The 23,482-nt window shown below is 71.7% G+C and carries 23 protein-coding genes and 1 pseudogene; 8 read left to right on the plus strand and 16 right to left on the minus strand.

From position 1 onward, the window contains the following. Nucleotides 1–423: 423 nt before the first annotated feature. Entirely contained in the window at nucleotides 424–2,475 is a 2,052-nt protein-coding gene (locus ABVB68_RS05705; protein WP_353599742.1) for an APC family permease, read from the minus strand. 161 nt (nucleotides 2,476–2,636) lie between these two features. On the opposite strand from ABVB68_RS05705, the gene ABVB68_RS05710 reads away from it, so the two are divergent. The 3 genes from ABVB68_RS05710 (at nucleotide 2,637) to ABVB68_RS05720 (ending at nucleotide 4,227) form a co-directional block, all read left to right on the plus strand. Next, complete coding sequence (locus tag ABVB68_RS05710; protein ID WP_353599773.1) at nucleotides 2,637–2,771, plus strand: hypothetical protein; 135 nt, start codon at nucleotides 2,637–2,639, stop codon at nucleotides 2,769–2,771. A 113-nt stretch (nucleotides 2,772–2,884) separates the two neighbouring features. Further along, nucleotides 2,885–3,556, plus strand: coding sequence for a potassium channel family protein (locus ABVB68_RS05715; protein WP_190017861.1), 672 nt, complete (start codon nucleotides 2,885–2,887; stop codon nucleotides 3,554–3,556). Continuing rightward, complete coding sequence (locus tag ABVB68_RS05720) at nucleotides 3,556–4,227, plus strand: potassium channel family protein (RefSeq protein ID WP_353599743.1); 672 nt, start codon at nucleotides 3,556–3,558, stop codon at nucleotides 4,225–4,227. The genes ABVB68_RS05715 and ABVB68_RS05720 overlap by 1 nt, the downstream gene beginning before the upstream one ends. A gap of 177 nt (nucleotides 4,228–4,404) precedes the next feature. Here ABVB68_RS05720 and ABVB68_RS05725 read toward each other — a convergent pair whose 3' ends face one another. The 8 genes and pseudogenes from ABVB68_RS05725 to ABVB68_RS05760 form a co-directional block, all read right to left on the minus strand. Then, nucleotides 4,405–5,190: a DUF3159 domain-containing protein gene (locus ABVB68_RS05725; protein ID WP_353599744.1), complete on the minus strand. Its 786-nt coding sequence runs from the start codon at nucleotides 5,188–5,190 to the stop codon at nucleotides 4,405–4,407. Nucleotides 5,191–5,193: 3 nt separating this feature from the next. Beyond that, nucleotides 5,194–5,592, minus strand: coding sequence for an OB-fold nucleic acid binding domain-containing protein (locus tag ABVB68_RS05730; RefSeq protein WP_353599745.1), 399 nt, complete (start codon nucleotides 5,590–5,592; stop codon nucleotides 5,194–5,196). A gap of 43 nt (nucleotides 5,593–5,635) precedes the next feature. Then, nucleotides 5,636–6,346 (minus strand): response regulator, encoded by a 711-nt coding sequence (locus ABVB68_RS05735; protein WP_353599746.1) that lies wholly within the window; start codon nucleotides 6,344–6,346, stop codon nucleotides 5,636–5,638. Beyond that, nucleotides 6,340–8,898, minus strand: coding sequence for an ATP-binding protein (locus tag ABVB68_RS05740; RefSeq protein WP_353599747.1), 2,559 nt, complete (start codon nucleotides 8,896–8,898; stop codon nucleotides 6,340–6,342). The genes ABVB68_RS05735 and ABVB68_RS05740 overlap by 7 nt, the downstream gene beginning before the upstream one ends. Before the next feature lie 313 nt (nucleotides 8,899–9,211). After that, nucleotides 9,212–9,514 (minus strand): annotated as a pseudogene (locus ABVB68_RS05745) (alginate lyase family protein); the annotation flags it as partial. Between the two features lie 45 nt (nucleotides 9,515–9,559). Next, a complete protein-coding gene (locus ABVB68_RS05750; RefSeq protein ID WP_353599748.1) occupies nucleotides 9,560–10,324 on the minus strand; it encodes a DUF3710 domain-containing protein in 765 nt (254 codons plus the stop codon). Nucleotide 10,325: 1 nt separating this feature from the next. Further along, nucleotides 10,326–10,877, minus strand: coding sequence for a dUTP diphosphatase (gene dut / locus ABVB68_RS05755; RefSeq protein ID WP_353599749.1), 552 nt, complete (start codon nucleotides 10,875–10,877; stop codon nucleotides 10,326–10,328). Beyond that, nucleotides 10,874–11,458, minus strand: a complete 585-nt coding sequence (locus ABVB68_RS05760; protein WP_353599750.1) for a PaaI family thioesterase — start codon at nucleotides 11,456–11,458, stop codon at nucleotides 10,874–10,876. Before ABVB68_RS05760 ends, dut begins: the two co-directional genes overlap by 4 nt. A gap of 58 nt (nucleotides 11,459–11,516) precedes the next feature. Here ABVB68_RS05760 and ABVB68_RS05765 point away from each other — a divergent pair, with 58 nt between their 5' ends. Beyond that, nucleotides 11,517–11,981: a DUF3093 domain-containing protein gene (locus ABVB68_RS05765; protein ID WP_353599751.1), complete on the plus strand. Its 465-nt coding sequence runs from the start codon at nucleotides 11,517–11,519 to the stop codon at nucleotides 11,979–11,981. Here ABVB68_RS05765 and ABVB68_RS05770 read toward each other — a convergent pair. From ABVB68_RS05770 to ABVB68_RS05785, 4 genes are all read right to left on the minus strand, one after another. Continuing rightward, nucleotides 11,978–12,892, minus strand: a complete 915-nt coding sequence (locus ABVB68_RS05770) for a hypothetical protein (RefSeq protein WP_353599752.1) — start codon at nucleotides 12,890–12,892, stop codon at nucleotides 11,978–11,980. The genes ABVB68_RS05765 and ABVB68_RS05770 overlap by 4 nt on opposite strands. A 13-nt stretch (nucleotides 12,893–12,905) precedes the next feature. Next, the gene (locus ABVB68_RS05775; RefSeq protein WP_005481602.1) at nucleotides 12,906–13,202 is read right to left on the minus strand and encodes a DUF4193 domain-containing protein; all 297 of its coding nucleotides are present in this window, start codon (nucleotides 13,200–13,202) and stop codon (nucleotides 12,906–12,908) included. 394 nt (nucleotides 13,203–13,596) lie between these two features. Further along, nucleotides 13,597–14,844 carry a sensor histidine kinase gene (locus ABVB68_RS05780; RefSeq protein WP_353599753.1) on the minus strand — a complete coding sequence of 416 codons (1,248 nt, stop codon included), beginning with the start codon at nucleotides 14,842–14,844 and terminating at the stop codon, nucleotides 13,597–13,599. A gap of 5 nt (nucleotides 14,845–14,849) precedes the next feature. Then, the gene (locus ABVB68_RS05785) at nucleotides 14,850–15,503 is read right to left on the minus strand and encodes a response regulator transcription factor (protein ID WP_007387794.1); all 654 of its coding nucleotides are present in this window, start codon (nucleotides 15,501–15,503) and stop codon (nucleotides 14,850–14,852) included. 411 nt (nucleotides 15,504–15,914) lie between these two features. Between ABVB68_RS05785 and ABVB68_RS05790 the strand changes: the two genes are divergently transcribed. Next, nucleotides 15,915–16,088 carry a hypothetical protein gene (locus ABVB68_RS05790; RefSeq protein WP_186581674.1) on the plus strand — a complete coding sequence of 58 codons (174 nt, stop codon included), beginning with the start codon at nucleotides 15,915–15,917 and terminating at the stop codon, nucleotides 16,086–16,088. Between the two features lie 202 nt (nucleotides 16,089–16,290). Here ABVB68_RS05790 and ABVB68_RS05795 read toward each other — a convergent pair whose 3' ends face one another. Further along, nucleotides 16,291–17,106: an inositol monophosphatase family protein gene (locus ABVB68_RS05795; RefSeq protein ID WP_353599754.1), complete on the minus strand. Its 816-nt coding sequence runs from the start codon at nucleotides 17,104–17,106 to the stop codon at nucleotides 16,291–16,293. An 8-nt stretch (nucleotides 17,107–17,114) separates the two neighbouring features. After that, complete coding sequence (locus tag ABVB68_RS05800; RefSeq protein ID WP_353599755.1) at nucleotides 17,115–18,242, minus strand: ferrochelatase; 1,128 nt, start codon at nucleotides 18,240–18,242, stop codon at nucleotides 17,115–17,117. Between the two features lie 170 nt (nucleotides 18,243–18,412). On the opposite strand from ABVB68_RS05800, the gene ABVB68_RS05805 reads away from it, so the two are divergent. Together ABVB68_RS05805 and ABVB68_RS05810 are read left to right on the plus strand one after the other, a co-directional pair. After that, nucleotides 18,413–19,657 (plus strand): MFS transporter, encoded by a 1,245-nt coding sequence (locus tag ABVB68_RS05805; RefSeq protein WP_353599756.1) that lies wholly within the window; start codon nucleotides 18,413–18,415, stop codon nucleotides 19,655–19,657. After that, a complete protein-coding gene (locus ABVB68_RS05810) occupies nucleotides 19,617–20,936 on the plus strand; it encodes a D-arabinono-1,4-lactone oxidase (RefSeq protein ID WP_353599757.1) in 1,320 nt (439 codons plus the stop codon). Before ABVB68_RS05805 ends, ABVB68_RS05810 begins: the two co-directional genes overlap by 41 nt. On the opposite strand, the gene ABVB68_RS05815 is transcribed toward ABVB68_RS05810, so the two are convergent. Further along, nucleotides 20,860–21,795 carry a hypothetical protein gene (locus tag ABVB68_RS05815; protein ID WP_353599758.1) on the minus strand — a complete coding sequence of 312 codons (936 nt, stop codon included), beginning with the start codon at nucleotides 21,793–21,795 and terminating at the stop codon, nucleotides 20,860–20,862. The genes ABVB68_RS05810 and ABVB68_RS05815 overlap by 77 nt on opposite strands. Before the next feature lie 494 nt (nucleotides 21,796–22,289). Between ABVB68_RS05815 and sepH the strand changes: the two genes are divergently transcribed. Beyond that, on the plus strand, nucleotides 22,290–23,330 hold the full coding sequence (gene sepH, locus ABVB68_RS05820; protein ID WP_353599759.1) for a septation protein SepH: 1,041 nt from the start codon (nucleotides 22,290–22,292) through the stop codon (nucleotides 23,328–23,330). Nucleotides 23,331–23,482: the final 152 nt, after the last annotated feature.

The raw sequence follows: 23,482 nt of genomic DNA on the forward strand, positions 1-23,482 counted from the left end.
GTGACTCCAGATCGAAGAAGGAACTCGGGAAGGGCTCAGGGAAGGGGCTCAGGGAGAGGGGCGAGCCCAGGGTGCGGAAGGTCGTGACGCCGCCGCCGCGAGCAGGCCGTACCCCGTGGGCCGGACAACAGCCCACCAGTCTACGGCCTCCGCACGGTGCCCCTTCGCACGTGCCTCGGTCCGGACGGCCTGGGCGCCGGTACCGCCCCCGCGACCGCCTGGACCGCACTTCAGCCCCGGCCGCCCGCGTCAGAGCCACGCCTCAGCCCAGCCGCCCCCGCGACCGCCCGCGCCAGGCCGCCTCAGTTCCAGCCGCCCCCGCGACCGCCCGCGCCAGGCCGGCCTCAGCCCCAGCCGCCCGCGACCGCGGCCCCCGCGCCCCCTCCCCGCCGGGCCGCGACCACGTCGCCCCTCGCCCGCGGCTTACTCCCGCGTCCCCTGTGACTCCTTGGGGCGTTCCGCCGCCGGTCCGCGCCGGACCGCGCCCGGGGCGTTCCATTCCTGGCGCTTGCGGGCCCGCAGCTTGGCCGCCTCGGAGGACTGCAGCTGGTAGGGCACCGAGGTGACCATGACGCCCGGGGTGAACAGCAGGCGGCCCTTCAGGCGCAGGGCGCTCTGGTTGTGCAGCAGGTGCTCGTACCAGTGGCCGACCACGTACTCGGGGATGATCACGGACACCGCGTCGCGCGGGGACTCCTTGCGCAGGCTCTTGACGTACTCGATCACCGGCCGGGTCACCTCGCGGTACGGCGAGTCCAGGACCTTCAGCGGGACGTCGATGCCACGCCGCTCCCACTCCTCGCGCAGCGCCCTGGTCTCGGCCGGGTCGACGTTGACCGTCAGCGCCTCCAGGGTGTCCGAGCGCATCAGCTTGGCGTAGGCCAGGGCGCGCAGCGTCGGACGGTGGATCTTGGAGATCAGTACGACGGAGTGCACGCGGGAGGGCCGGACCAGGTCGTCGGAGGGGCCCTCGGGGGCCGCGATCTCCTCGGCCACGCGGTCGTAGTGCTTCCGGATCGCGGTCATGGTCGCGTAGAAGATGCACATGCCGAGCAGCGCCACCCAGGCACCGTGGGTGAACTTGGTGACCAGGACGACGACCAGCACCAGGCCGGTGAAGAAGGCGCCGAACGCGTTGATGGCACGGGAGCGGACCATGTGGCGGCGCTTGGCCGGGTCCTTCTCGACGGCCAGGTGGCGGTTCCAGTGCCGGACCATGCCGGTCTGGCTGAGCGTGAAGGACACGAACACGCCGACGATGTACAGCTGGATCAGGCGGGTGGAGTCGGCGCCGTAGATGACCACAAGGAGGGTCGCCGTGCCGGCGAGCAGCACGATGCCGTTGGAGAAGGCGAGGCGGTCGCCGCGGGTGTGCAGCTGGCGCGGGAGGTAGCGGTCCTGGGCGAGGATCGAGCCCAGCAGCGGGAAGCCGTTGTACGCGGTGTTGGCCGCGAGGAACAGCACCAGGGCGGTGGCGGCCGCCAGCAGGATGAACAGGAAGCTGCCCTTGCCGAACACCGCCTCGGCGACCTGGGAGATCACCGGGTTCTGGACGTAGCCGGAGCCGACCGGGCTGCCGTTGTGGATCAGGTCGGTGGCCGGGTGCTCGGCCATGCGCACCTTGGTCGACATCGCCAGGGCGATGATGCCGCAGAACATGGTGACGGCCAGCAGGCCCATCATCGCGAGCGTGGTCGCCGCGTTCTTGGACTTGGGCTTGCGGAAGGCCGGGACGCCGTTGGAGATGGCCTCCACGCCCGTCAGGGCGGCACATCCGGAGGAGAAGGCGCGCAGCAGCAGGAAGACGAGCGCGAACCCCGCGAGCCCCTGGTGTTCGGCCCTGATGTGGTAGTCGGCCGTCGGGGCGCGCATGGTGTCGCCGAGGACCAGGCCCCGGAAGGCGCCCCACGCGACCATGACGAAGACGCCGCCGACGAAGACGTACGTCGGGATCGCGAAGAGCTTGCCCGACTCCTTGACGCCGCGCAGGTTCATCAGTGTGAGCAGGACGATCACGGCCGTCGCGCAGAGCACCTTGTGCTCGACCACGAAGGGGACCGCGGAGCCGAGGTTCTCGATGCCGGAGGCGATGGAGACGGCCACGGTGAGCACGTAGTCCACGAGCAGGGCGCTGGCGACCGTCAGGCCCGCCTTGGGGCCCAGGTTGGTGGTGGCGACCTCGTAGTCGCCGCCGCCGCTCGGGTACGCGTGGACGTTCTGCCGGTAGGAGGCGACCACGGTGAACATCAGCACGACGACCGCGACGGCGATCCAGGGGCTGAAGTGGTACGCCGACACGCCCGCGATGGACAGGACCAGCAGGACCTCCCCCGGCGCGTAGGCGACGGAGGACAGCGGGTCGGAGGCGAAGACGGGCAGTGCGATGCGCTTCGGTAGGAGCGTTTCGCCCAACCGGTCACTGCGCAGTGCGCGCCCGATCAGAATCCGTTTGGGCACGTCGGTCAGTTTGGACACGAGAGAGGATCGTAAGCCTTCGAACAGGCAGCCGCCCAGTCGCCGTCCCGTATCTGCCCCACGAGTGAACTCCACCCTCACAGGAACTGCGGATTCCGCGGTGCGCGCACCTTCCGTGCCTAGATGGCAGACCCCGCCTGTCTTCGCACTTCGGAGGTTCCATGCCCGCGACCGCTGAGCTGATCGGGGCCACGGTCGCCCTCGTCGGCCTCGGAATCCTCACCCTGTTCAGCGTGCGCAGCATCACTCGCCGGTGGGCGAGATCGGTGCTCACCGACGGGGACCGGCGCCGCTGATCGCGCGATCCCCGACCCGGGGGTGCACAGCCCTCACCGCGCGTGTGTAGCTTTGGGCGTCTGTCTGAGACCCTGATGCTGAGCAGTAACTTTTGGACACCGGAAGGACGGTCGTGCACATCGTCATCATGGGCTGCGGACGAGTGGGTTCCGCCCTCGCCCAGACCCTGGAGCAACAGGGACACACGGTCGCCGTGATCGACCAGGACCCCACCGCCTTCCGTCGGCTCGGCCCGGGATTCGGGGGCCGCCGGGTCACCGGTGTCGGCTTCGACCAGGACACCCTGCGCGAGGCGGGCATCGAGGAGGCCGGCGCCTTCGCCGCCGTCTCCAGCGGGGACAACTCCAACATCATCTCCGCGCGCGTGGCCCGCGAGATGTTCGGTGTGGAGAACGTGGCCGCCCGCATCTACGACCCTCGCCGGGCCGAGGTCTACCAGCGCCTGGGCATCCCCACCGTGGCCACGGTCCGCTGGACGGCCGACCAGATGCTGCGCCGCCTGCTGCCCTCCGGGGCCGAGCCGTTGTGGCGCGATCCCACCGGCGGTGTCCAGCTCGCCGAGGTGCACGCCTCCCCCAAGTGGGTCGGGCACAAGATCAGCAAGCTGCAGGAGGAGACGGGCGTCCGGGTGGCGTTCCTGACCCGGCTGGGAGAGGCGATCCTGCCCACCTCGCAGACGGTGCTGCAGGAGGGCGACCTCGTGCACGTGATGATGCGGACGGACGACGTGGAGAAGGTCGAGGCGGCGTTCGCCGAAGGCCCGGAAGAGGAGGGCGGTCACTGATGAGGGTCGCCATTGCCGGTGCCGGCGCCGTCGGCCGCTCGATCGCGGGCGAGCTGCTGGAGAACGGCCACGAGGTCCTGCTGATCGACAAGGCCCCGACCGCCATCTCGGTGGAGCGGGTGCCGCAGGCGGAGTGGCTGCTGGCCGACGCCTGCGAGATCACGTCGCTGGACGAGGCGGCGCTGCAGCGCTGCAACGTCGTCATCGCCGCGACCGGCGACGACAAGGTCAACCTGGTCGTGTCGCTGCTGGCCAAGACGGAGTACGGCGTTCCGCGCGTCGTCGCCCGGGTGAACAACCCGAAGAACGAGTGGCTGTTCAACGAGTCCTGGGGCGTCGACGTGGCCGTGTCCACGCCGCGTCTGATGTCCGCCCTGGTCGAGGAGGCGGTGAGCGTCGGCGACCTGGTCCGGCTGCTCCGCTTCAGCCACGGCGACGCCAACCTCGTCGAGCTGACCCTCCCCGAGGAGTCGGCCCTGGCCGGCACCCAGGTCGGTGACGTGGAGTGGCCGCAGGACACCTCCCTGGTCACGATCATCCGCGGCACGCGGGTGCTGACCCCCTCCAAGGAGGACTCCCTGGAGGCGGGCGACGAACTGCTCTTCGTGGCCGCGCAGGCCCGGGAGGAGCAGTTGGAGGAGCTGCTGTCGGTGCGGCGCGAGCAGGCCTGACCACACGGCGGAGGCGATCGGGCCCGGCCGCGGAAGAGACGCGAGCGGGCCCGGCCGCGGAGGAGCGGAAGAGACGTACACCGGACCGACCGCGGCGCGACGCGCGTCGGTCCGGCCGCGGAGCACGAAGAAGGGCGCCCTCGGCAGCGAGGGCGCCCTTCTCGGTCGTACGGCTGCTCACGCCTCCCGGCGGTGGCGTCCTCCGGCCGCTTCGCCGCCCTCGGCGGCCAGCGCGGTGTCGCGCTCCCGCTCGGCCTTGCGCTGCTCCTCGGCCTTCTCCTCGGCCTCCATCTCCGCGAACACGTCGATGGGGGCGGGCGCCTTGGCGAGGAAGACCCAGGTGAGCCAGACCGCCAGCAGGAACGGCGGGATCTTCAGGGCGACCAGGATCCAGCCGAGCGAGGTGGTGTCGGCCCACCAGTACAGCGGGAAGAGGATGGCGCACTTGGCGAGCAGGATCAGGCCCCAGGCCCAACTGGCCTTCGCGTACGCCTTCTTGCGGCCGGGGTTGCGGGTGCGCCAGGAGAGGTTCTCCTTGAAGACCGGGCCCAGGATGAGGCCGATCAGGGGCACGCCGGCGAGGGTGGTGACGATGTACGCCAGCGCCAGGCCCAGGGTGTAGAGCATGCCGGGGAGGTAGAAGTCCTTGGCGTTGCCGGTGAACATCGCGAACACGACGCCGAAGGCCACGCCGAACACACCGCTGAAGGCGTGCTTGACGGTGTCCTTCATGGCCAGCCGGACCACGACCAGCACCAGGGACACGGCCAGGGCGGCGATCGCCGCGAGATGCAGGTTCTTGTCGATGGTGAAGATCGTGACGAACAGCAGGCCCGGCACGACCGTCTCGACCATGCCGCGGACACCGCCGAACGCCTCGAACAGCGCCGCCTCGGTGACCGCGCGGGCATCCGCCGGCGGACTCTGGTCGGTGCTTTCGGTCGGCTTGTCGAGGGACGTCACCGGCTACTCCCGTCCAAGGGGTCGCAGTTCGTATTTCGGGTTGAACAGCACCCGGCGGCCCCGGCTCATCGAGATCCGGCCCGATGCGAGCAGCTTGCGCCCCGGTTCTACGCCCACGATGGAGCGCCTGCCGAGCCACACGACGTCGAGCGCGGCCGAGCCGTCGAACAGCTCCGCCTCCAGGGCGGGGACTCCGGCGCGCGGACGCAGGGTGACCGTGCGCAACGTACCAGTTACGGTGACGATCTGCCGGTCGTGGCAGTCACCGATCTTGGTACAGCCCGCCGTCTCGGAGTCCTCGCGCAGTTCCTCGGACTCCAGGTCCTCCTGTGAGGAGGAGAGCCGGTCGAGCATGCGCCGGAACCGGCCGGCCGGCTTTTCGGATCGAGGAACAGCAGTCATACGTGAAGAGTACCGGGGAGGGCGGACAGCACTGTAAGCCAGCTCACGTCTCGAACCGGTACCCCATCCCCGGCTCCGTGATGAAGTGCTGCGGGCGGGAGGGGTCCGTCTCCAGCTTCCGGCGCAGCTGGGCCATGTACACCCGGAGGTAGTTCGTCTCGGTCCCGTACGACGGCCCCCACACCTCCTGCAGCAGCTGCTTCTGGCTCACCAGGCGGCCCGTGTTGCGGACCAGCACCTCCAGCAGGTGCCACTCGGTGGGGGTGAGCCGGACGTCCTTGCCGCCGCGATTGACCTTCTTGGCGGCGAGGTCGACGGTGAAGCCGGCGGTCTCGACGGCCGTCACGTCGTCCTCGCCGGGGCCCACCGGCTCGGCCCGGCGCACGGCGGCCCGCAGCCGGGCCAGCAGCTCGTCCATGCCGAACGGCTTGGTGACGTAGTCGTCGGCGCCCGCGTCCAGCGCCTGGACCTTCTCGTCGGAGGAGTGCCGGGCGGACAGGACCAGGATGGGGACGCGGGTCCAGCCGCGCAGGCCCCTGATCACCTCGACGCCGTCCATGTCGGGCAGGCCCAGGTCGAGGACCACCACGTCGGGGTGGCGGGAGGCGGCGAGTTCGAGGGCGGTCCGGCCGTCGGATGCCGCGTCGACCTCGTACCGGCGCGCCTTGAGGTTGATCACGAGGGCGCGCACGATCTGCGGTTCGTCCTCGACGACGAGCACCCTCGTGGGGGTCCCCCCATTCGGGCTCAGCATAGGGTCTGCCTTTCTGGTTCTGCGGTGTCCTGGCGGGAGGCGGGCGGCTCCGGACGGGATCCCGCCGCGCGCAGGCTGAGCACCATGGTGAGCCCGCCGCCCGGCGTGTCCTCGGCGTCGAGGGTGCCTCCCATGGCCTCGGCGAAGCCCCGGGCGACGGCGAGGCCCAGCCCGACCCCGGCCCCGCGCGGGGCATCGCCGTACCGCTGGAAGGGCTCGAAGATGCGGTCCTTGGCCTCGTCCGGCACCCCCGGTCCGCGGTCCACCACGCGCACCTCGACCCGGTCGGCCATGGCGCTGGCGGAGACCAGCACGCGCCGCCCGCGCGGGCTGTACTTGACGGCGTTCTCCACCAGGTTGGCCACCGACCGCTCCAGCAGGCCGGGGTCGACGGCGACCATCGGCAGGGTCTCGGGCACGTCGAGGTCGACGCTGCCCTCCGGTACGCCGCCGAGCGCCATCGGGACGACCTCGTCGACGTCGATCTCGCGGATGAGCGGGGTGACGGTGCCGGTCTGCAGCCGGGACATGTCGAGGAGGTTGCCCACGAGGTGGTCGAGGCGGTCGGCGCCCTCCTCGATGCCTTCGAGCAGCTCCGCCCGGTCCTCCTCGGACCAGGCCACGTCGTCGGAGCGCAGGGAGGTGACCGCCGCCTTGATCCCGGCGAGCGGGGTGCGCAGGTCGTGGCTGACGGCGGCCAGCAGGGCGGTGCGGATGCGGTTGCCCTCGGCGAGCGCGCGCGCCTGGTCGGCCTCCTCCTGCAGCCGCCTGCGGTCGAGGGCGACGGCGGCCTGCGCGGCGAAGGCGGCGAGCACCCGGCGGTCCTCGGCGGGCAGCACCCGGCCGGTCAGGGCGAGGGCCATGTGGTCGCCGACGGGCATGTCGACGTCGGCGTCCTCGGGCCGCTGCAGCGGGGGCCCGAGTCCGGCGCGGCCGGCGCAGGTCCAGGGGGCGACGTCGCCGGCCCGCTCCAGCAGCGCGGCCGACTCCATGGCGAAGGTCTCGCGGACCCGCTCCAGCAGCTCCTCCATGCTGGTCTCGCCGCGCAGCACGTTCCCGGCGAGGAAGGAGAGTATCTCGGACTCGGCGCGCAGCCGGGCGGCCTGGTGGGTGCGCCGGGCCGCGAGGTCCACCACCGAGGCGACCGACACACCCACCCCGACGAAGATCGCGATGGCGACGATGTTCTTGGGGTCGGCGACGGTCAGCCGGTGCAGGGGCGGGGTGTAGAAGTAGTTCAGCAGCAGCGAGCCGAAGGCCGCCGAGGCCAGGGCGGGCAACAGCCCGCCGACCAGGGCCGCCGCGACCGTGACGGCCAGGAACAGCAGCATGTCGTTGGCGAGCCCGAGGTCGACGGTGTTCAGCAGGACCGCGAGGACCGCGGGACCGGCCACCCCCACCACCCAGCCCGAGACGATCCGGGCCCGCCCGAGCCGTCCGCCGCGGGCCACGGGCAGTCCGCGGCCCTTCGCGGCCTCCTCGTGGGTGACGATGTGGACGTCGAGGTCGGCGCCGGACTCCCGGGCGACCGTGGCGCCGACACCGGGCCCGAAGACGTACTGCCAGGCCTTGCGGCGCGAGGAGCCCAGCACGATCTGGGTGGCGTTCACGCCGCGCGCGAAGTCCAGCAGGGCGGCCGGTATGTCGTCGCCGACCACATGGTGGAAGGTCCCGCCGAGGTCCTCCACGAGGGTGCGCTGGACGGCCAGTTCCTTCGGGGAGGCGGCCGTGAGGCCGTCGCTGCGGGCTATGTAGACGGCGAGGACCTCACCGCCGGCGCCCTTCTCGGCGAGCCGCGCGGCGCGCCGGATGAGGGTGCGTCCCTCGGGTCCGCCGGTCAGCCCGACGACGATGCGCTCGCGTGAGCCCCAGATCCGGGAGACCCGGTGTTCGCTGCGGTACTGGTTCAGGTACTCGTCGACCCGGTCGGCCACCCACAGCAGGGCCAGCTCGCGCAGGGCGGTCAGGTTCCCCGGGCGGAAGTAGTTGGACAGGGCCGCGTCGACCTTGTCCGACTGGTAGATGTTGCCGTGCGCCATACGGCGGCGCAGCGCCTGCGGGGACATGTCGACCAGCTCGATCTGGTCGGCCCGCCGGACCACCTCGTCCGGGACCGTCTCGCGCTGCCGCACCCCGGTGATCGACTCCACGACGTCCCCGAGCGATTCGAGGTGCTGGATGTTGACGGTCGAGATCACGTCGATCCCGGCGGCGAGCAGTTCCTCGACGTCCTGCCAGCGCTTGGCGTTGCGGGAGCCGGGGACGTTGGTGTGGGCGAGTTCGTCCACCAGGGCCACGGCGGGGGCCCGGCGCAGTACGGCGTCGACGTCCATCTCGCCGAAGGTGGCGTCCCGGTACTCCAGCTGCCTGCGCGGCATCTGCTCCAGGCCGTGCAGCATCACCTCGGTGCGCGGCCTGGAGTGGTGCTCGGCGAAGGCGACGACGCAGTCGGTCCCCCGTTCGACACGGCGGTGCGCCTCGGAGAGCATCGCGTAGGTCTTGCCCACGCCCGGTGCCGCACCGAGGTAGATCCGAAGCTTGCCGCGTGCCATGGCTCCATTGTCTTCCCGTGACTGCCGCCTACGCAGCGTCGACCCTACGGCCGGCAGGCACCGCGTCCGGGCCAGGGGCGCGGTCGCGGCGGCAACTTTGACGCAACCCTGATGAGGGCCCTGGCCGGGCCCGGTGTCCGGACGCCGTGCCTGCCGGCGGGGGCGCTGCCGGGCCCGCGCGGTCCGGACGCGTCCCGCCCGCCGCCCGACCCGTCCGCTCGTCCCACGTCCTCGTCGCCCCTCGTGGGCCGGGCGCGGGCGTCGCCGCGGCGCCCGGGCGTTCGGCGGTTCGGCGGTTCGGCGGTTCGGCGGTTCAGGCCGGGTTGTCGCCGTGGGTGAGGGTCTCCCAGGCGACGAAGAGGTTGTTGCTGCCGGCCGGGCGGTTGTCCTGGGTCAGCGTCTGGGTGTTGGTCATGGCGATGCCGAGGCGGTTGTGCAGGGCGTTGTAGCCCACCTCGGTGACGGGTCCCGGTCCGAGCGTGAGCGTGCCGCCGCACAGCCGGCTCGGGACGGCCGCCCCGAGCTGGTACTTGGCCTGGAAGCCGAGCGCCTGCCGCAGGCGTTCGCCGACGTCGGTGCCGTACAGGTCCTGCCCCTGGATGCGGCTGGTCTCGGCAAAGGGCCGCACCCCGAGGGGTGCGGCCCTTGTGTCGTGCCGGTGTCAGCGGACCTCGGTGATCTCCGGTCCGCGCTGCAGCTGGCCCATGCCGCCGGAGAAGCGCGAGCCCTCCTCCTGCTGGACGCCCTCGGGAACCATCTGGGCGTCGTTGGGCAGTTTGAGGACGATCGGATCACGGGGGGCCATCGGGCCCTCGCCGCGGACCACGACCGTGTCGCGGAAGATCTGCTCCAGCAGACCGGCGGCCTGCGGCTGCACCGCGCCCTGGCCCGAGATCACCCCGCGCAGGAACCAGCGCGGGCCGTCCACGCCGACGAACCGCACGACCTGGAAGCCGCCGGTGCCGTCCGGCAGCTGCACCGGAACCTGGGCGCGCAGCTCCCAGCCCAGCGGGCCCTCGACCTCGTCGACGATGCCACCCTGCTGGGTGATGCCGGAGGCGATCTCCTCACGCACCTCGCCCCAGATGCCCTCGCGCTTGGGCGCGGCGAACCCCTGGAGCTGGATGGCGCTGTCGTGCAGCACGACGGTCGCCGCGACGATGGCGTCACCGGCGACCTCGACCCGCAGCTCCATGCCGTCGACGCCCGGGATGAACAGCCCGCCGAGGTCCACGCGGCCCTCGCCCGGGTCCCGCACCTCGTCGCTGTCCCAGGGCCCGTCGGGCCGGGGCCCGGGCTCCAGCCGAACGCGCTCGCGCCCGGCCTCCACTTCCTCGTCCGCCTCGGTGCCGACGCTGTCGACGACCTGCTCGGCCTCGCCGGCCGCGTCCTTGGCGGCACCCTTCTTGTTGCGACGTCCGAACACGTCACTGTCCTTCCCGGTCGGATACGACCGAAGCGTATCGATTCCCACCCGCCGGACCGCCGTCGGCGACCCGGCCGCTTGTGCCGCTCTCGTCGCCCACCGCGGCATGGCCACCGGTGGACCCGAAGCCCCCTTCGGCCCGCGCGGAGCCGGGAAGTTCCGCCACCTCCTGGAAGCGGACCCTCTCGACCTGCTGGACGACCAGTTGGGCAATCCGGTCGAAGCGCTCGAACCACACGGACTCGCGCGGGTCGAGGTTCACCACGATCACCTTGATCTCCCCACGGTACCCGGCGTCAACCGTCCCTGGGGCATTCACGAGGGCCACACCGCAGCGGGCGGCGAGGCCGGAACGCGCGTGCACGAAGGCCGCGTACCCCTCGGGGAGGGCGATCGACACACCCGTGGGCAGTACGGCACGCTCACCGGGCTTCAGCTCGCACGCCTCGGTGGTGCGCAGATCGGCTCCGGCGTCGCCGGGGTGCTCGTACGCCGGAAGCGGTACGTCCGGATCGACGCGCCGGATCAGCACGTTCAGGGGGGCTCGGCTCACGGGTTCACCTCGAAGGCGCGGGCGCGCCGGATCTGGTCCGGGTCGTTCATGGCCGCCTGGATCTCCTCCGTGCGGCCGTGGTCGATGAAGTGGTCCACCTTGACCTCGACGAACAGGGCGTCGGCGCGGACGGCGACGGGTCCGTCGGGGCCGCCGATGCGACCGGTGGCGGTGGAGTAGATCTTCCGCCCGGCGACGGCGGTGATCTCGGCCTCCAGGTACAGCGTGGTGCCGACCGGCACGGGCCGCACGAAGTCGGTCTCCAGCCGGCCGGTGACGGCGATGGTGCGCAGCAGCCAGTTCAGCGAGCCCAGGGTCTCGTCCAGGGCCGTGGCCAGCACTCCGCCGTGGGCGAGGCCGGGGGCGCCCTGATGGGCGGCCTGGACGGTGAACTCGGCGGTCAGCGAGACGCCGTCACCGGCCCGGGCCTCCAGGTGCAGACCGTGCGACTGCCCGGGACCACAACCGAAACAGTGTTCGTAGTGGGCACCGAGAAGCTGCCCGGGTGCCGGCGCATCGGGGTGCCGTACCGGTTTCACCGCGTCGGCGGGAGGCTGAAGAGCTGCGGAACTACCACTCACAGGCGCAGACCTTACCCGCGCGCCGGCCGACTTCGGATCCCGTGCCAAGCTTGGCTCCATGCAGCTCTCCGCCACCCCCTACGAAGAACGCCTCACCACCCCCCGCTCGTGGTGGCTGATCAGCTTCCTCGTGGGTGTCTCCTTCGCCCTGATCCTGCTGCCCTTCGGGACCCTGCCGCTGCTCGGCGGTCTGGTCGGCGGTACGGCCGCCGCGGCGGTGGTGGCCAGCGCGTACGGCTCCCAGCGCATCCGTGTCGTGGGCGACTGCCTGATCGCGGGCGAGGCGAAGATCCCGGTCTCGGCGCTCGGCGAGTCGGAGATCCTGGACGCGGAGGAGGCCCGCGCCTGGCGGACGTACAAGGCCGACACCCGCGCCTTCCTGCTGTTGCGGGCCTACATCCCGACGGCGCTGCGCGTGCTGGTCACCGATCCCGAGGACCCGACGCCCTACCTGTACCTGTCGACGCGGGAGCCGGAGAAGCTGGCCGCGGCGATCGAGGCGGCCCGCGCGGCGAACGCCTAGAGCTCCCCGGGCAGGCCGCCGGGTGGTTCGCGCATCGTCAGGGGCTCGGCCGGCTCCTCGAGCGGCGGCAGCTCCGGCAGCTCGTCCCACGGCACCTGGATGTCGCGCAGGTCGGCGCGGATGCGCGCCGCGAGTCTTCTGGTGTCCCGGCGGTTCATGACCGCTCCGACCGCGGCTCCCACCATGAACGGCGTCAGGTTGGGCAGGTCGCGGACCATCCGCTTCATGATCTGCTGCCGCAGCTGGCGTTTCATCCGGCCGCCGAGGGCCGTGTCGTACGTCGACGGCTTCATCACGTCGATCCCGCGCTCCCCCGACCAGGAGGACAGATACGCGGTGCTGCGGGTCTTCAGGTTGCCGGGCGGACGTACGCCGTAGACCTCGTGCAGTTCGGCGATGAGCTTCAGCTCGACCGCGGCCACACCGGTGATCTCGGCGGCCAGTTCGGTCGGCATGGCGGGCGGTACCGGCAGCATCGCCGCCGCCCCGACCCCGGCCCCGATGGCCGACGTCCCGGCCGCGGCGCCCGCCACCAGCTTGTCGGCCAGCTCTTCGGGGCCCAGGCCCGGGAACTGCCGGCGTAGGGCCGCGAGGTCGCGTACGGGTACACGCGGGGCCATCTCGATGATCCGGTCCGCGAGGTACGCCAGCCCCGCCCGAGCGCGGCTGCCGCCCTTCCTGGCCCCTTCCCGGGCTCTTTGGCGCAGCACCGCCGCCCGTCGCCTCGTGACGGGCGCGGGGTGCCGCTCCGGCGCCGGCGGGTCCGCCCCGGCGGCCGCCGTTTCGAGCGAGGCTCCCGCACCTGCTGAGCCCCGCCCGTCGTCACGTGCGTCCTGCGGGCCGACGGACGGCCCATGGTCCGCTCTCCGCAGGGAGAAACGGCGCTTCCGCGGAGGGGTCGAGCCAGACACGGCCGACCCGTCCTCAGTCGCAGTCGCGGCAGATCGGCTGACCGTTCTTCTCGCGGGCCAGCTGGCTGCGGTGGTGCACCAGGAAGCAGCTCATGCAGGTGAACTCGTCCTGCTGCTTGGGCAGCACCCGGACGGCCAGTTCCTCGTTCGACAGGTCGGCGCCGGGCAGTTCGAGGCCCTCTGCGGCCTCGAACTCGTCGACGTCCACCGCCGAGGTGGACTTGTCGTTCCGCCGGGCCTTCAGCTCTTCAAGACTGTCCGAGTCGACGTCGTCGTCGGTCTTGCGTGGAGTGTCGTAATCGGTTGCCATAGTCGCTCTCCCCCTCTGGGTGTCTGCGGTGTCTCCAGCGCACGTAACGCGTGAGAGGCCGGACTTGTGCCCGACCTGAGGCGGAGATTTTGCCTCACATCAAGGTCTGTTACTCAATCGACACCCAACCCGAACCCCCGAGAGTGATCGGCTTGGATGGCGGTGAGGACCGTACACGGTTCGAATGCCGCACCTCAAAGGCGCCTCCCCGTGTACTTCCCGTGATCAAGAGCCCTGAAAACCAGGACTTTCCCGGCTTTCCACCATGCATCATGATCACTCTGAGTACATGGCGAGAAATCTTCCCATGTGATCGATCACACAAGGACAACCCGGTTCGGTACCTGGAAAATTCCGCGCCGAGCGAACATCCTCCGCGTGTGTCGGTCTCCGGTCACAAAGGAAGCGTGACACGCATCACCAGTCCACCGCCTTCGCGAGGCCGCGCGGCGATGTGGCCACCGTGCGCGCGGGCCACGGAACGGACGATGGACAGGCCGAGGCCCACGCCCTTGTCGCTGCCCGTGCGCTCCGTGCGCAGCCGTCTGAAGGGCTCGAAGAGGTTGTCGATCTCGTACGCCGGGACCACCGGACCGGTGTTCGCGACGGTGAGCACCGCCTGGCCGTGCTCGACCTCGGTGTCCACCTCGACCCAGCCGTCCTCGGGCACGTTGTAGCGCACCGCGTTCTGCACGAGGTTCAGCGCGATCCGCTCCAGCAGCACGCCGTTGCCCCGCACCACGGCCGCCCTGCGCTCCCCGCGGATCTTCACGCCCTTGGCCTCGGCCTCGGCGTGCACCTGGTCGACGGCCTGGGTGGCGACCTCGGCCAGGTCGACGGGCCCCCGCTCGACGATCTGGTTGTCGCTGCGGGCGAGCAGCAGCAGGCCCTCGACCAGCTGCTCGCTGCGCTCGTTGGTGGCCAGCAGCGTCTTGCCGAGCTGCTGCAGTTCCACCGGCGCGTCCGGGTCGGACAGGTGCACCTCCAGCAGCGTGCGGTTGATCGCGAGAGGCGTGCGCAGCTCGTGGGAGGCGTTTCCGACGAAGCGCTGCTGGGCGGTGAAGGCCCGCTGCAGACGCTCCAGCATGTCGTCGAAGGTGTCCGCCAGCTCCTTCAGCTCGTCGTCCGGGCCGTCCAGCTCGATCCGGCGGGACAGATCGGAACCGGCCACCTGACGGGCGGTGCGGGTGATCCGGCCCAGCGGGGACAGCACCCGGCCGGCCATCGCGTAACCGAACGCGAAGGCGATCACGGCGAGGCCCAGAAGGGCCAGCAGCGAGCGGCTGAGCAGATTGTCCAGGGCGGCCTGGCGCTGCTGGTCCACGCAGTGCGCGATCGCGTCGTTGAAGTCCGACAGCGACAGGCGCGTGGTGTTCATCGCGGGGCAGTTGCCGCTGGAGACCTTCAGCTCCTGATAGCCGACGATCTTGAACAGTGGCTGGTTCCCGGTGCTGATCGCCTGCGCGGCCAGCAGATACATGATCGACAGCAGCAGGATGCCGGCGATCAGGAACATCCCGCCGTACAGCAGGGTGAGACGTATGCGGATGGTGGGGCGCAGCCACGGGAAGGGGGGCTGCGGCCGCCTGGGGTCCCAGGTCGGCTTCGGGGGCGCCTGCGGGGGCACGGGTGTGGCCGCCACGGCGATCAGATCCGGTAGCCGGAGCCGGGGACCGTCACGATGACGGGCGGCTCGCCCAGCTTGCGGCGCAGGGTCATCACCGTCACGCGCACCACGTTGGTGAACGGGTCGGTGTTCTCGTCCCAGGCCTTCTCCAACAGCTGCTCGGCCGAGACCACCGCGCCCTCGCTGCGCATCAGCACCTCCAGCACCGCGAACTCCTTGGGCGCGAGCTGGACCTCCTTGCCGTCCCGGAAGACCTCCCGGCGGTTGGGGTCGAGCTTGATGCCGGCCCGCTCCAGGACCGGGGGCAGCGGCACGCTCGTCCGGCGGCCGAGGGCGCGCACGCGCGCGATCAGCTCGCTGAACGCGAACGGCTTGGGCAGGTAGTCGTCGGCGCCGATCTCCAGGCCCTCGACGCGGTCACTGACGTCGCCGGAGGCGGTGAGCATGAGCACGCGGGTGGGCATGCCCAGCTCGACGATCCTGCGGCAGACGTCGTCGCCGTGCACCAGCGGGAGGTCGCGGTCGAGCACGACCACGTCGTAGTCGTTGACGCCGATGCGTTCCAGGGCGGCCGCACCGTCGTACACGACGTCGACGGCCATGGCCTCCCGGCGCAGTCCGGTGGCCACCGCATCGGCGAGCAGTTGCTCGTCCTCGACGACGAGTACGCGCACGTCGCTTGTCCTTCCTGTGTCCACCCGCGTAGCGCACGCTGGGCGCGCGCGGGCAGGCGTGTTACCGGGTGTGGCCTCCATCCTGCCCTTTTCGGCCGTAAGTCGGCTGTAAGACGGGATACCGGCCCGCGGGGACGGGATCACGGGGCAGGAATGCGAGATTTTCTCCGGCGGTTGAGGTTTCCGGGAAACGGAGCGGGGGGAGGACGGCTTTACACCCCGCGATCACGCTCTGCATGTGCCGCAGCACCATGCGGTACTCCGCCATCCGCTTCCGCAGAGCGGGCGTGGGTGTCCGGCACCGTCGCCGCCCGGCACGGCTGCGCCGGGCATCCGCGAGACGTGATCGCCCCTTCTCAACCGGCACACCCCCGTGCCACCTACCCACGACCCTGGACGAGGGGGCGCAGCATGGACGCTTTCACCGCAGGACTTCTGCAGCGCATAAGGGCGACCGAGTCCGACCTGTCGCGGGCTCGTGACGAGGGCGACGACTTCCTCGCCGAAGTGGAGCAGGCCGAGCTCGACGACCTGCGACGCCTCGCCGCCGAACACGGTGTGGAGGTCGGCGCGTCACGCGTCTGATCGGCCGAGAGCGCAAGAAGGGACCCCGGCGAATCCAGCGCCGGGGTCCCTTTGCGTCCGGCCTCGCGGAGGGGACCCGGGTGTGCCAGGCCGGTCCGGCCCTCGGCAGAGGCGGGGACCGGGCGTGACAGGTCGGTCCGGCCCTCGGCAGAAGCAAGACCCGGTCACGCCAGGAGGGGTCCGGCCCTCGGCCGGGTGCGGCCTAGTCGTGCCAGGCCCCGAACTCCTCCAGCAGGCTCTGCAGCGGCTCGAAGACCCCCGGTGCGGCCGCGACCGTCAGCTCCCGCGACGGCCGTTGTGCGGGCCGTCCGCCGGTCAGCGCACCGGCTTCCCGGGCGATCAGGTCACCCGCCGTGTAGTCCCAGGGGTTGAGGCCCCGCTCGTAGTACCCGTCGAGCCGGCCGCAGGCCACGTCGCACAGGTCGATCGCCGCCGAACCGCCGCGTCGGATGTCCCGCAGCAGCGGGATGATCCGCCCCGCCACCTCGGCCTGGTGGGCGCGGACGCGGGCGACGTAGTTGAAACCGGTGGAGACCAGGGCCTGGTCCAGCGGGGGCGCGGGGCGGCAGCTGAGCGCCTGCTCGCCCTCCCACGCGCCCGTGGCCCAGGCGCCGCCGCCGCGCACGGCGTGGTAGGTCTCCCCGCGCATCGGCGCCGCGACCACCCCGACGACGGTCTCCCCGTCCTGCTCGGCGGCGATGGACACTCCCCAGGTCGGCAGCCCGTACAGGTAGTTGACGGTGCCGTCGAGCGGGTCGATCACCCACCGGACCCCGCTCGTACCCTCGACGGAGGCGCCCTCCTCGCCGAGGAATCCGTCGTCGGGCCGGCGGGCGGAGATCAGGTCGGTGATCAGTTTCTCCGCCGCGATGTCCATCTCGGTCACGACGTCGATCGGGCTGGACTTGGTCCTGGCCACGGCCAGGTCGGCCGGGCGGCCGTCCCGCAGCAGCTCGCCGGCGCGGCGCGCGGCCTCCCGTGCCAGGTCGAGCAGGTCCCGGTGCAGTGGGTCGGTCACGGCTCTCCTCACGCGTAGGGGCTGTCGGCGCCGGCGGCGGCCGGCCGGGGCGTACGGGCCGGGCAGCAGCCGACGGGGCAGACGTCGTGGCCGGCGCCGAGGGCGCCCAGGGCGCACGGGGTGACCGGGCGGCCGCGTTCCGCCGCCGAGCGCTCCACGACCAGCTCGCGGACGGCGGCGGCGAACCGCGGGTCGGCGCCCACGGTGGCCGAACGGCGCACCGGCAGACCCAGCTCCCCGGCCTTGGCCAGGGCCTCGGTGTCGAGGTCGTAGAGGACCTCCATGTGGTCGGAGACGAAGCCGATCGGGGCCATGACGACGGCCGGGGCGCCGGCGGCGTGCCGCTCCTCCAGGTGGTCGCAGATGTCGGGCTCCAGCCACGGGATGTGCGCGGCACCCGAGCGGGACTGGTAGACGAGCCGCCAGGGGTGGTCGACACCGGTGCGCTCACGGACGGCGTCGGCGATCAGCTGCGCCACGTCCAGGTGCTGCTCGACGTAGGCGCCGCCCTCGCCGTGGGCCTCGACCGGACCGGAGGTGTCGGCGGCGGCGGTCGGGATGGAGTGGGTGGTGAAGGCGATGTGGGCGCCGTCGCGGACGTCCTCGGGGAGCTCGGCCAGGGAGCGCAGCACGCCGTCGACCATGGGCTCCACGAAGCCGGGGTGGTTGAAGTAGTGCCGCAGCTTGTCGACGCGCGGCGGCTCGACACCCTCGGCCTCCAGGGCGGCCAGCGCGTCGGCGAGGTTCTCGCGGTACTGGCGGCAGCCCGAGTAGGACGCGTACGCGCTGGTGGTGAGCACCAGGATGCGGCGGCGGCCGTCGGCGGCCATCTCGCGCAGGGTGTCCGTCAGGTACGGCGCCCAGTTGCGGTTGCCCCAGTAGACCGGCAGGTCCAGGCCGTGCTCGGCGAAGTCCTTGCGCAGGGCGTCCAGCAGGGCGCGGTTCTGGTCGTTGATGGGGCTGACCCCGCCGAAGAGGAAGTAGTGCTGCCCGACTTCCTTCAGGCGTTCCTTGGGGATGCCTCGTCCGCGCGTGACGTTCTCCAGGAACGGAACCACGTCGTCCGGGGCTTCGGGGCCGCCGAAGGAGAGCAGGAGCAGGGCGTCGTACGGAGTGGCTTCGAGCGCGTCTGGCATGTCTCGATCCTGCCACTGGGCACCGACAGCCGGGCAACGGCAGGGTGAAGAGTCGGGTTCCATACGGTTTGTGCCGGTTCTCCCCATGGGAATCCCGGTGCGCTAAGGGTGTCCTAATCGTAAGCTGTATCAGCCGCATTCGCGCCTTACTGAGCCGCCTCGGAGACCACGTGTCCAGCCCCTACAGAGCCCTGTTCACCGCGCCCGGCACCAAGACCTTCTCCGCCGCCGGCCTGCTCGGCCGGATGCCGCTGTCGATGATGGGCATCGGCGTGGTCACGATGATCTCCCAGATCACCGGGAGGTACGGGCTCGCGGGCGCCCTGTCGGCCACCATCGCGCTGTCCGCGGCGGCGGTCGGACCGTGGATATCCCGGCTGGTGGACCGGCACGGACAGCGCCGGGTGCTGCGCCCGTCGACCGCGGTGGCCCTCCTCGCCGCGGCCGGGCTGCTGCTCACCGCGCACTTCCGGTCGCCGGACTGGACGCTGTTCGTCTGCGCGGCCGGGATCGGCGCGGTGCCGAGCCTGGGCGCCATGGTCCGGGCCCGCTGGGCGGCGCTGTACCGGGGCACGCCGAAGCTGCACACCGCGTACTCGTTCGAGTCGGTCGTCGACGAGGTCTGCTTCATCTTCGGCCCGATCATCTCCATCGGGCTCTCCACGGCCTGGTTCCCGGAGGCCGGGCCCCTGCTGGCCGGCTGCTTCCTCGCGGCCGGCGTGTACTGGCTGACCGCACAGCGCGCGACGGAGCCCGCGCCGCACCCGCGCACGCCCGACGGCGAAGGCGACGGCAGCGCCCTGCGCTCGACCGCGCTGCAGGTACTGGTGGCCACGTTCGTGGCGACCGGCGCGATCTTCGGCGCGGTGGACGTGGTCACCGTCGCCTTCGCCGACGAGCGCGGCCACAAGGGCGCGGCGAGCCTGGTCCTCGCCCTGTACGCGGCCGGCTCCTGTGCGGCCGGGGTCGTCTTCGGGCTGCTGCGGTTCACCGGGGCGCCGGAACGCCGCTGGCTGCTGGGCGTGGCGGCGATGGCCGTGAGTATGATCCCCCTCCTACTGGTCGGAAACCTGCCGCTTCTGGCCGTGGCGCTGTTCGTTGCGGGGTTGTCCATCGCGCCGACGATGATCACGACCATGTCCCTCATCGAAGAGCACGTACCACGCGCGAAGCTCACCGAGGGCATGACCTGGGTGAGCACCGGCCTCGCGGTCGGTGTCGCGCTCGGCTCGTCCGTGGCCGGCTGGGTGATCGACGCAGCCGGCGCGCGTGCCGGGTACGGGGTTCCGGCCGTGTCCGGGGCCGTCGCGATCGCGGTCGGTTTCCTCGGGTACCGCCGGCTGCGCAGGCCGGCCGCGGGGCGGGGAGGCACCGTTGAGCAGCACAGCGAACGGGAAGAACGGCACCTGGCGTAACTGGGGCGGCAACGTCTCCGCCCGGCCCGCCCGGCAGGTCGCCCCGGCCTCCGTGGAGGAACTGGCCGCGGCGGTGCGGCAGGCCCGCGAGGACGGCCTGAAGGTGAAACCGGTCGGCACCGGACACTCCTTCACCGCGATAGCCGCCACCGACGGCGTGCTGATCCGCCCTCAACTGCTGACCGGCATACGCGACATCGACCGGGAATCCATGACGGTCACGGTGGAGGCGGGCACGCCGCTCAAGAGGCTGAATGCCGCTCTCGCGCGCGAGGGCCTCTCGCTCACCAACATGGGCGACATCATGGAGCAGACCGTCTCCGGGGCCGTCAGCACCGGCACGCACGGCACCGGCCGCGATTCCGGCTCGATCGCCGCGCAGATCAGGGGACTCGAACTCGTCACGGCCGACGGCTCGGTGCTCTGCTGCTCCGGGACGGAGAACCCCGAGGTCTTCGCGGCCGCCCGGACGGGCCTCGGCGCCCTCGGTGTCATCACCGCGATCACCTTCGCCGTGGAGCCCCTGTTCCTGCTCAGGGCACGCGAGGAACCGATGCCCTTCGACCGGGTCATCGCCGAGTTCGATCAACTGTGGGCGGAGAACGAGCACTTCGAGTTCTACTGGTTCCCGCACACCGGCAACACCAACACCAAGCGCAACAACCGCAGCGCCGGGCCCGAGCAGCCCGTGGGGAAGCTGGCCGGCTGGATCGAGGACGAGTTCCTCTCCAACGGCGTCTTCCAGGTGGCCCAGTGGGCCGGCCGCGCCGTCCCCGCCGCCGTCCCGGCGATCGCGCAGATCTCCAGCAAGGCCCTGTCCGCGCGGACGTACACGGACATCCCGTACCGGGTCTTCACCTCGCCGCGCCGGGTGCGCTTCGTGGAGATGGAGTACGCCGTCCCGCGCGCGGCCCTGGCGGACGCGCTGCGCGAGCTGAGGGCCATGGTCGAGCGTTCGCGTCTGCGCGTCAGCTTCCCGGTGGAGGTGCGCACCGCCCCGGCCGACGACATCACCCTGTCCACCGCCTCCGGCCGGGACAGCGCCTACATCGCCGTGCACATGTTCCGGGGGACGCCGTACCAGGCCTACTTCACCGCCGCCGAGCGCATCCTCACCGCGCACGAGGGCCGGCCGCACTGGGGCAAGGTGCACACCCGGGACGCCGACTACCTCGCCCGGGTGTATCCGCGCTTCGCCGAGTTCACGGCGCTGCGGGACCGCCTCGATCCGGACCGGCTGTTCCAGAACGACTACTTGCGGAGGGTCCTGGGGGCGTAGGCGTCGCGGCCGAGCCGCCGGGCGTGGCGGTCGCGGACGGACTCGGGGCGTCGCCCGACCCCGTGAGGGCGGAGTCGCCCGGCGTGGGCGCCACCCCCTGGCTCGCGCCCTCGCCGGACCCGGACCGCGGCCCGCCCGGCGTCCCGGAGGACGACGAGGACGGCGAGGACGACGAGGAGGACGAGCCGCCGTCGGACCGGGAGGAGTCCGGTTCCCGGGAACCGGACTCGGCGGTCCCGGACTTCGAGGGGGAGGAGTGGCGGCCGGTGACGGCGTCGCTCATCGTGGTGCCCTTGCCGCCGCTGAAGCTGCTGCCGGACACCAGCTCGTACCCGGTGATGCCGGCCATGGTGACGCCGAAGACGACGGCGGCCGCGAGCACCGGGCGCCGCCAGCTCTTCACCCGCGCGCGGTAGACGGTGCCCTCGCCGAACTCGACGGACTCGACGGACTCGACGGACTCGACGGACTCGGCAGTACCCGCGCCGAACTCGGCGGACTCACCCGACGCGTCGGACCGACCGGACCGGACCGGCCCACCGACTTCGCCGAACCCGTCGGTCCCACCGATCCCGCCGGACGCGCCGGTCTCGCCGGGAGACGGCGCCCGCCGCTCCCTCGGCCGGACCGGGACGGTGGACCGCTCCTTCAGCTGCTCCCCGGTCCGCTTGAAGAAGTGCTGGAACACCGTGCCGCCGCAGGTGGCCACCACGCTGACGACACCGGCGCCGAGGATCGTGCCGTACACCCCGAAGTACGAAGCCAGTTTGGCCGCCACGACCGCCGCCAGGGCACCGCCCGCGACCTGCGGGACGTTCAGCTCGATCCGCTTGCGGCCCGCGTCGGGCGTCTCACGCATACCCGGAACCTGCCTGCCTCTCCCGTGCTTGACGGCTTGCTCGACGGGGCACTGATCCATCGCCCGCACGAGAGAGGGACGTACGAACGAAACCATTAGTTCCGTTTCGGGGGATTACGTGAAATTCGCCACGATCGTGTTCAGAAAAACCGGTTGCAGGCGGCCAAGTCCCAACCCTTGCAAGAAGTTGGGCGGCGCGCCGATCCACGCAGGTGGTCCGAATGGAGTACTGTTGCGAGCCCTGGGTCCGGTCCCCCACCAGGGTGTCCGCGGCCTTCCAGGACCGCCGGGAGGGGGGCTAGTTGCACAGGGTGACGGAGTTGGTCACTTAGCGTTGCGAACAGGTAACCGTGCCATAACGGCGATCCAGGGCCCGTGCCCGACACGCCGGGCAACTCGGCAAGGTTGTGGCAGGCTGCACCCGGGCAGGCCACACTCGACTAGCGGAAGCAGCGACGCACGTGACGTCGGCAGGCACCACCCGGGAGGTCCCCATGCCCGAACTGCGTGTCGTGGCCGTCTCGAATGACGGCACACGACTGGTGCTCAAGGCTGCCGACGCCACGGAATACACGCTTCCGATCGACGAACGGCTGCGTGCCGCCGTGCGCGGCGACCGCCCCCGGCTCGGCCAGATCGAGATCGAGGTCGAGAGCCATCTCCGGCCCCGCGACATCCAGGCGCGTATACGCGCGGGTGCCACGGCGGAAGAGGTGGCCCAGCTCGCCGGCATCCCCGTCGACCGGGTGCGGCGCTTCGAGGGCCCGGTCCTCGCCGAACGCGCCTTCATGGCCGAGCGCGCCCGCAAGACCCCGGTCCGCCGTCCCGGCGAGAACTCCGGCCCGCTGCTCGGCGAGGCCGTCCAGGAGCGCCTGCTGCTGCGCGGGGTCGAGAAGGACACCGTGCAGTGGGACTCCTGGCGGCGCGACGACGGCACCTGGGAGGTACTCCTCGTCTACCGGGTCGCGGGAGAACCGCACTCGGCGGTCTGGACGTACGACCCGCCCCGGCGGCTCGTGCAGGCCGTCGACGACGAGGCCCGCTCGCTCATCGGCGAGTCCGACGACCTCGCCGTAGCCGAGCCGAGCTTCCCGTTCGTCCCGCGCATCGCCCGGCTGCCGCGCGAGCGTTCGATGGACCGCGCCCTCGAGCGGGTCGACCGGGAGCGGCCCGGCCTGCCCGCGCAGCCGTCCGAGCCGCTCGAGGAGAGCCCGGCCGAACGCGACTCGCTGACCAGCCTGCTGGAGGCCGTGCCGAGCTTCCGGGGCGACCTGGTCGTCCCGGAACGCCCGTCGGAGGCTTCTGAGGAGCCCGTCGAGGAACCCCTGGAGGAGGAGCCCCCGGCGCCCGCCGCATCGGCCGGTTCGGCGTACGCGGACGTCCTCATGCCGCGCTCGGTCGGCAGTCACCGCGACCGTCTCGTCGGGGCCACCGACCGGCAGGCCGAGGCCGACGGCGTCCGCCCGGGCCGCCGCGCCGCCGTGCCCAGCTGGGACGAGATCGTGTTCGGCACCCGCCGCAAGAAGCAGGAGTAACGGGCCGCGAAGCGCAGGACGAGAGGGGGGCACGCGCGCGTGCCCCCCTCTCGCGGGCCGCGACAGCGGGTGCGCGCCCCCCCCCCCCCGGCCGGTCGGGTCCGCGGACCCCGCGGGCCAGGACACGACGTAGACCGCCGCCGGCATGACCG

The organism is Streptomyces sp. NPDC096012, from assembly GCF_040426375.1.
Taxonomy (GTDB): Bacteria; Actinomycetota; Actinomycetes; order Streptomycetales; family Streptomycetaceae; genus Streptomyces.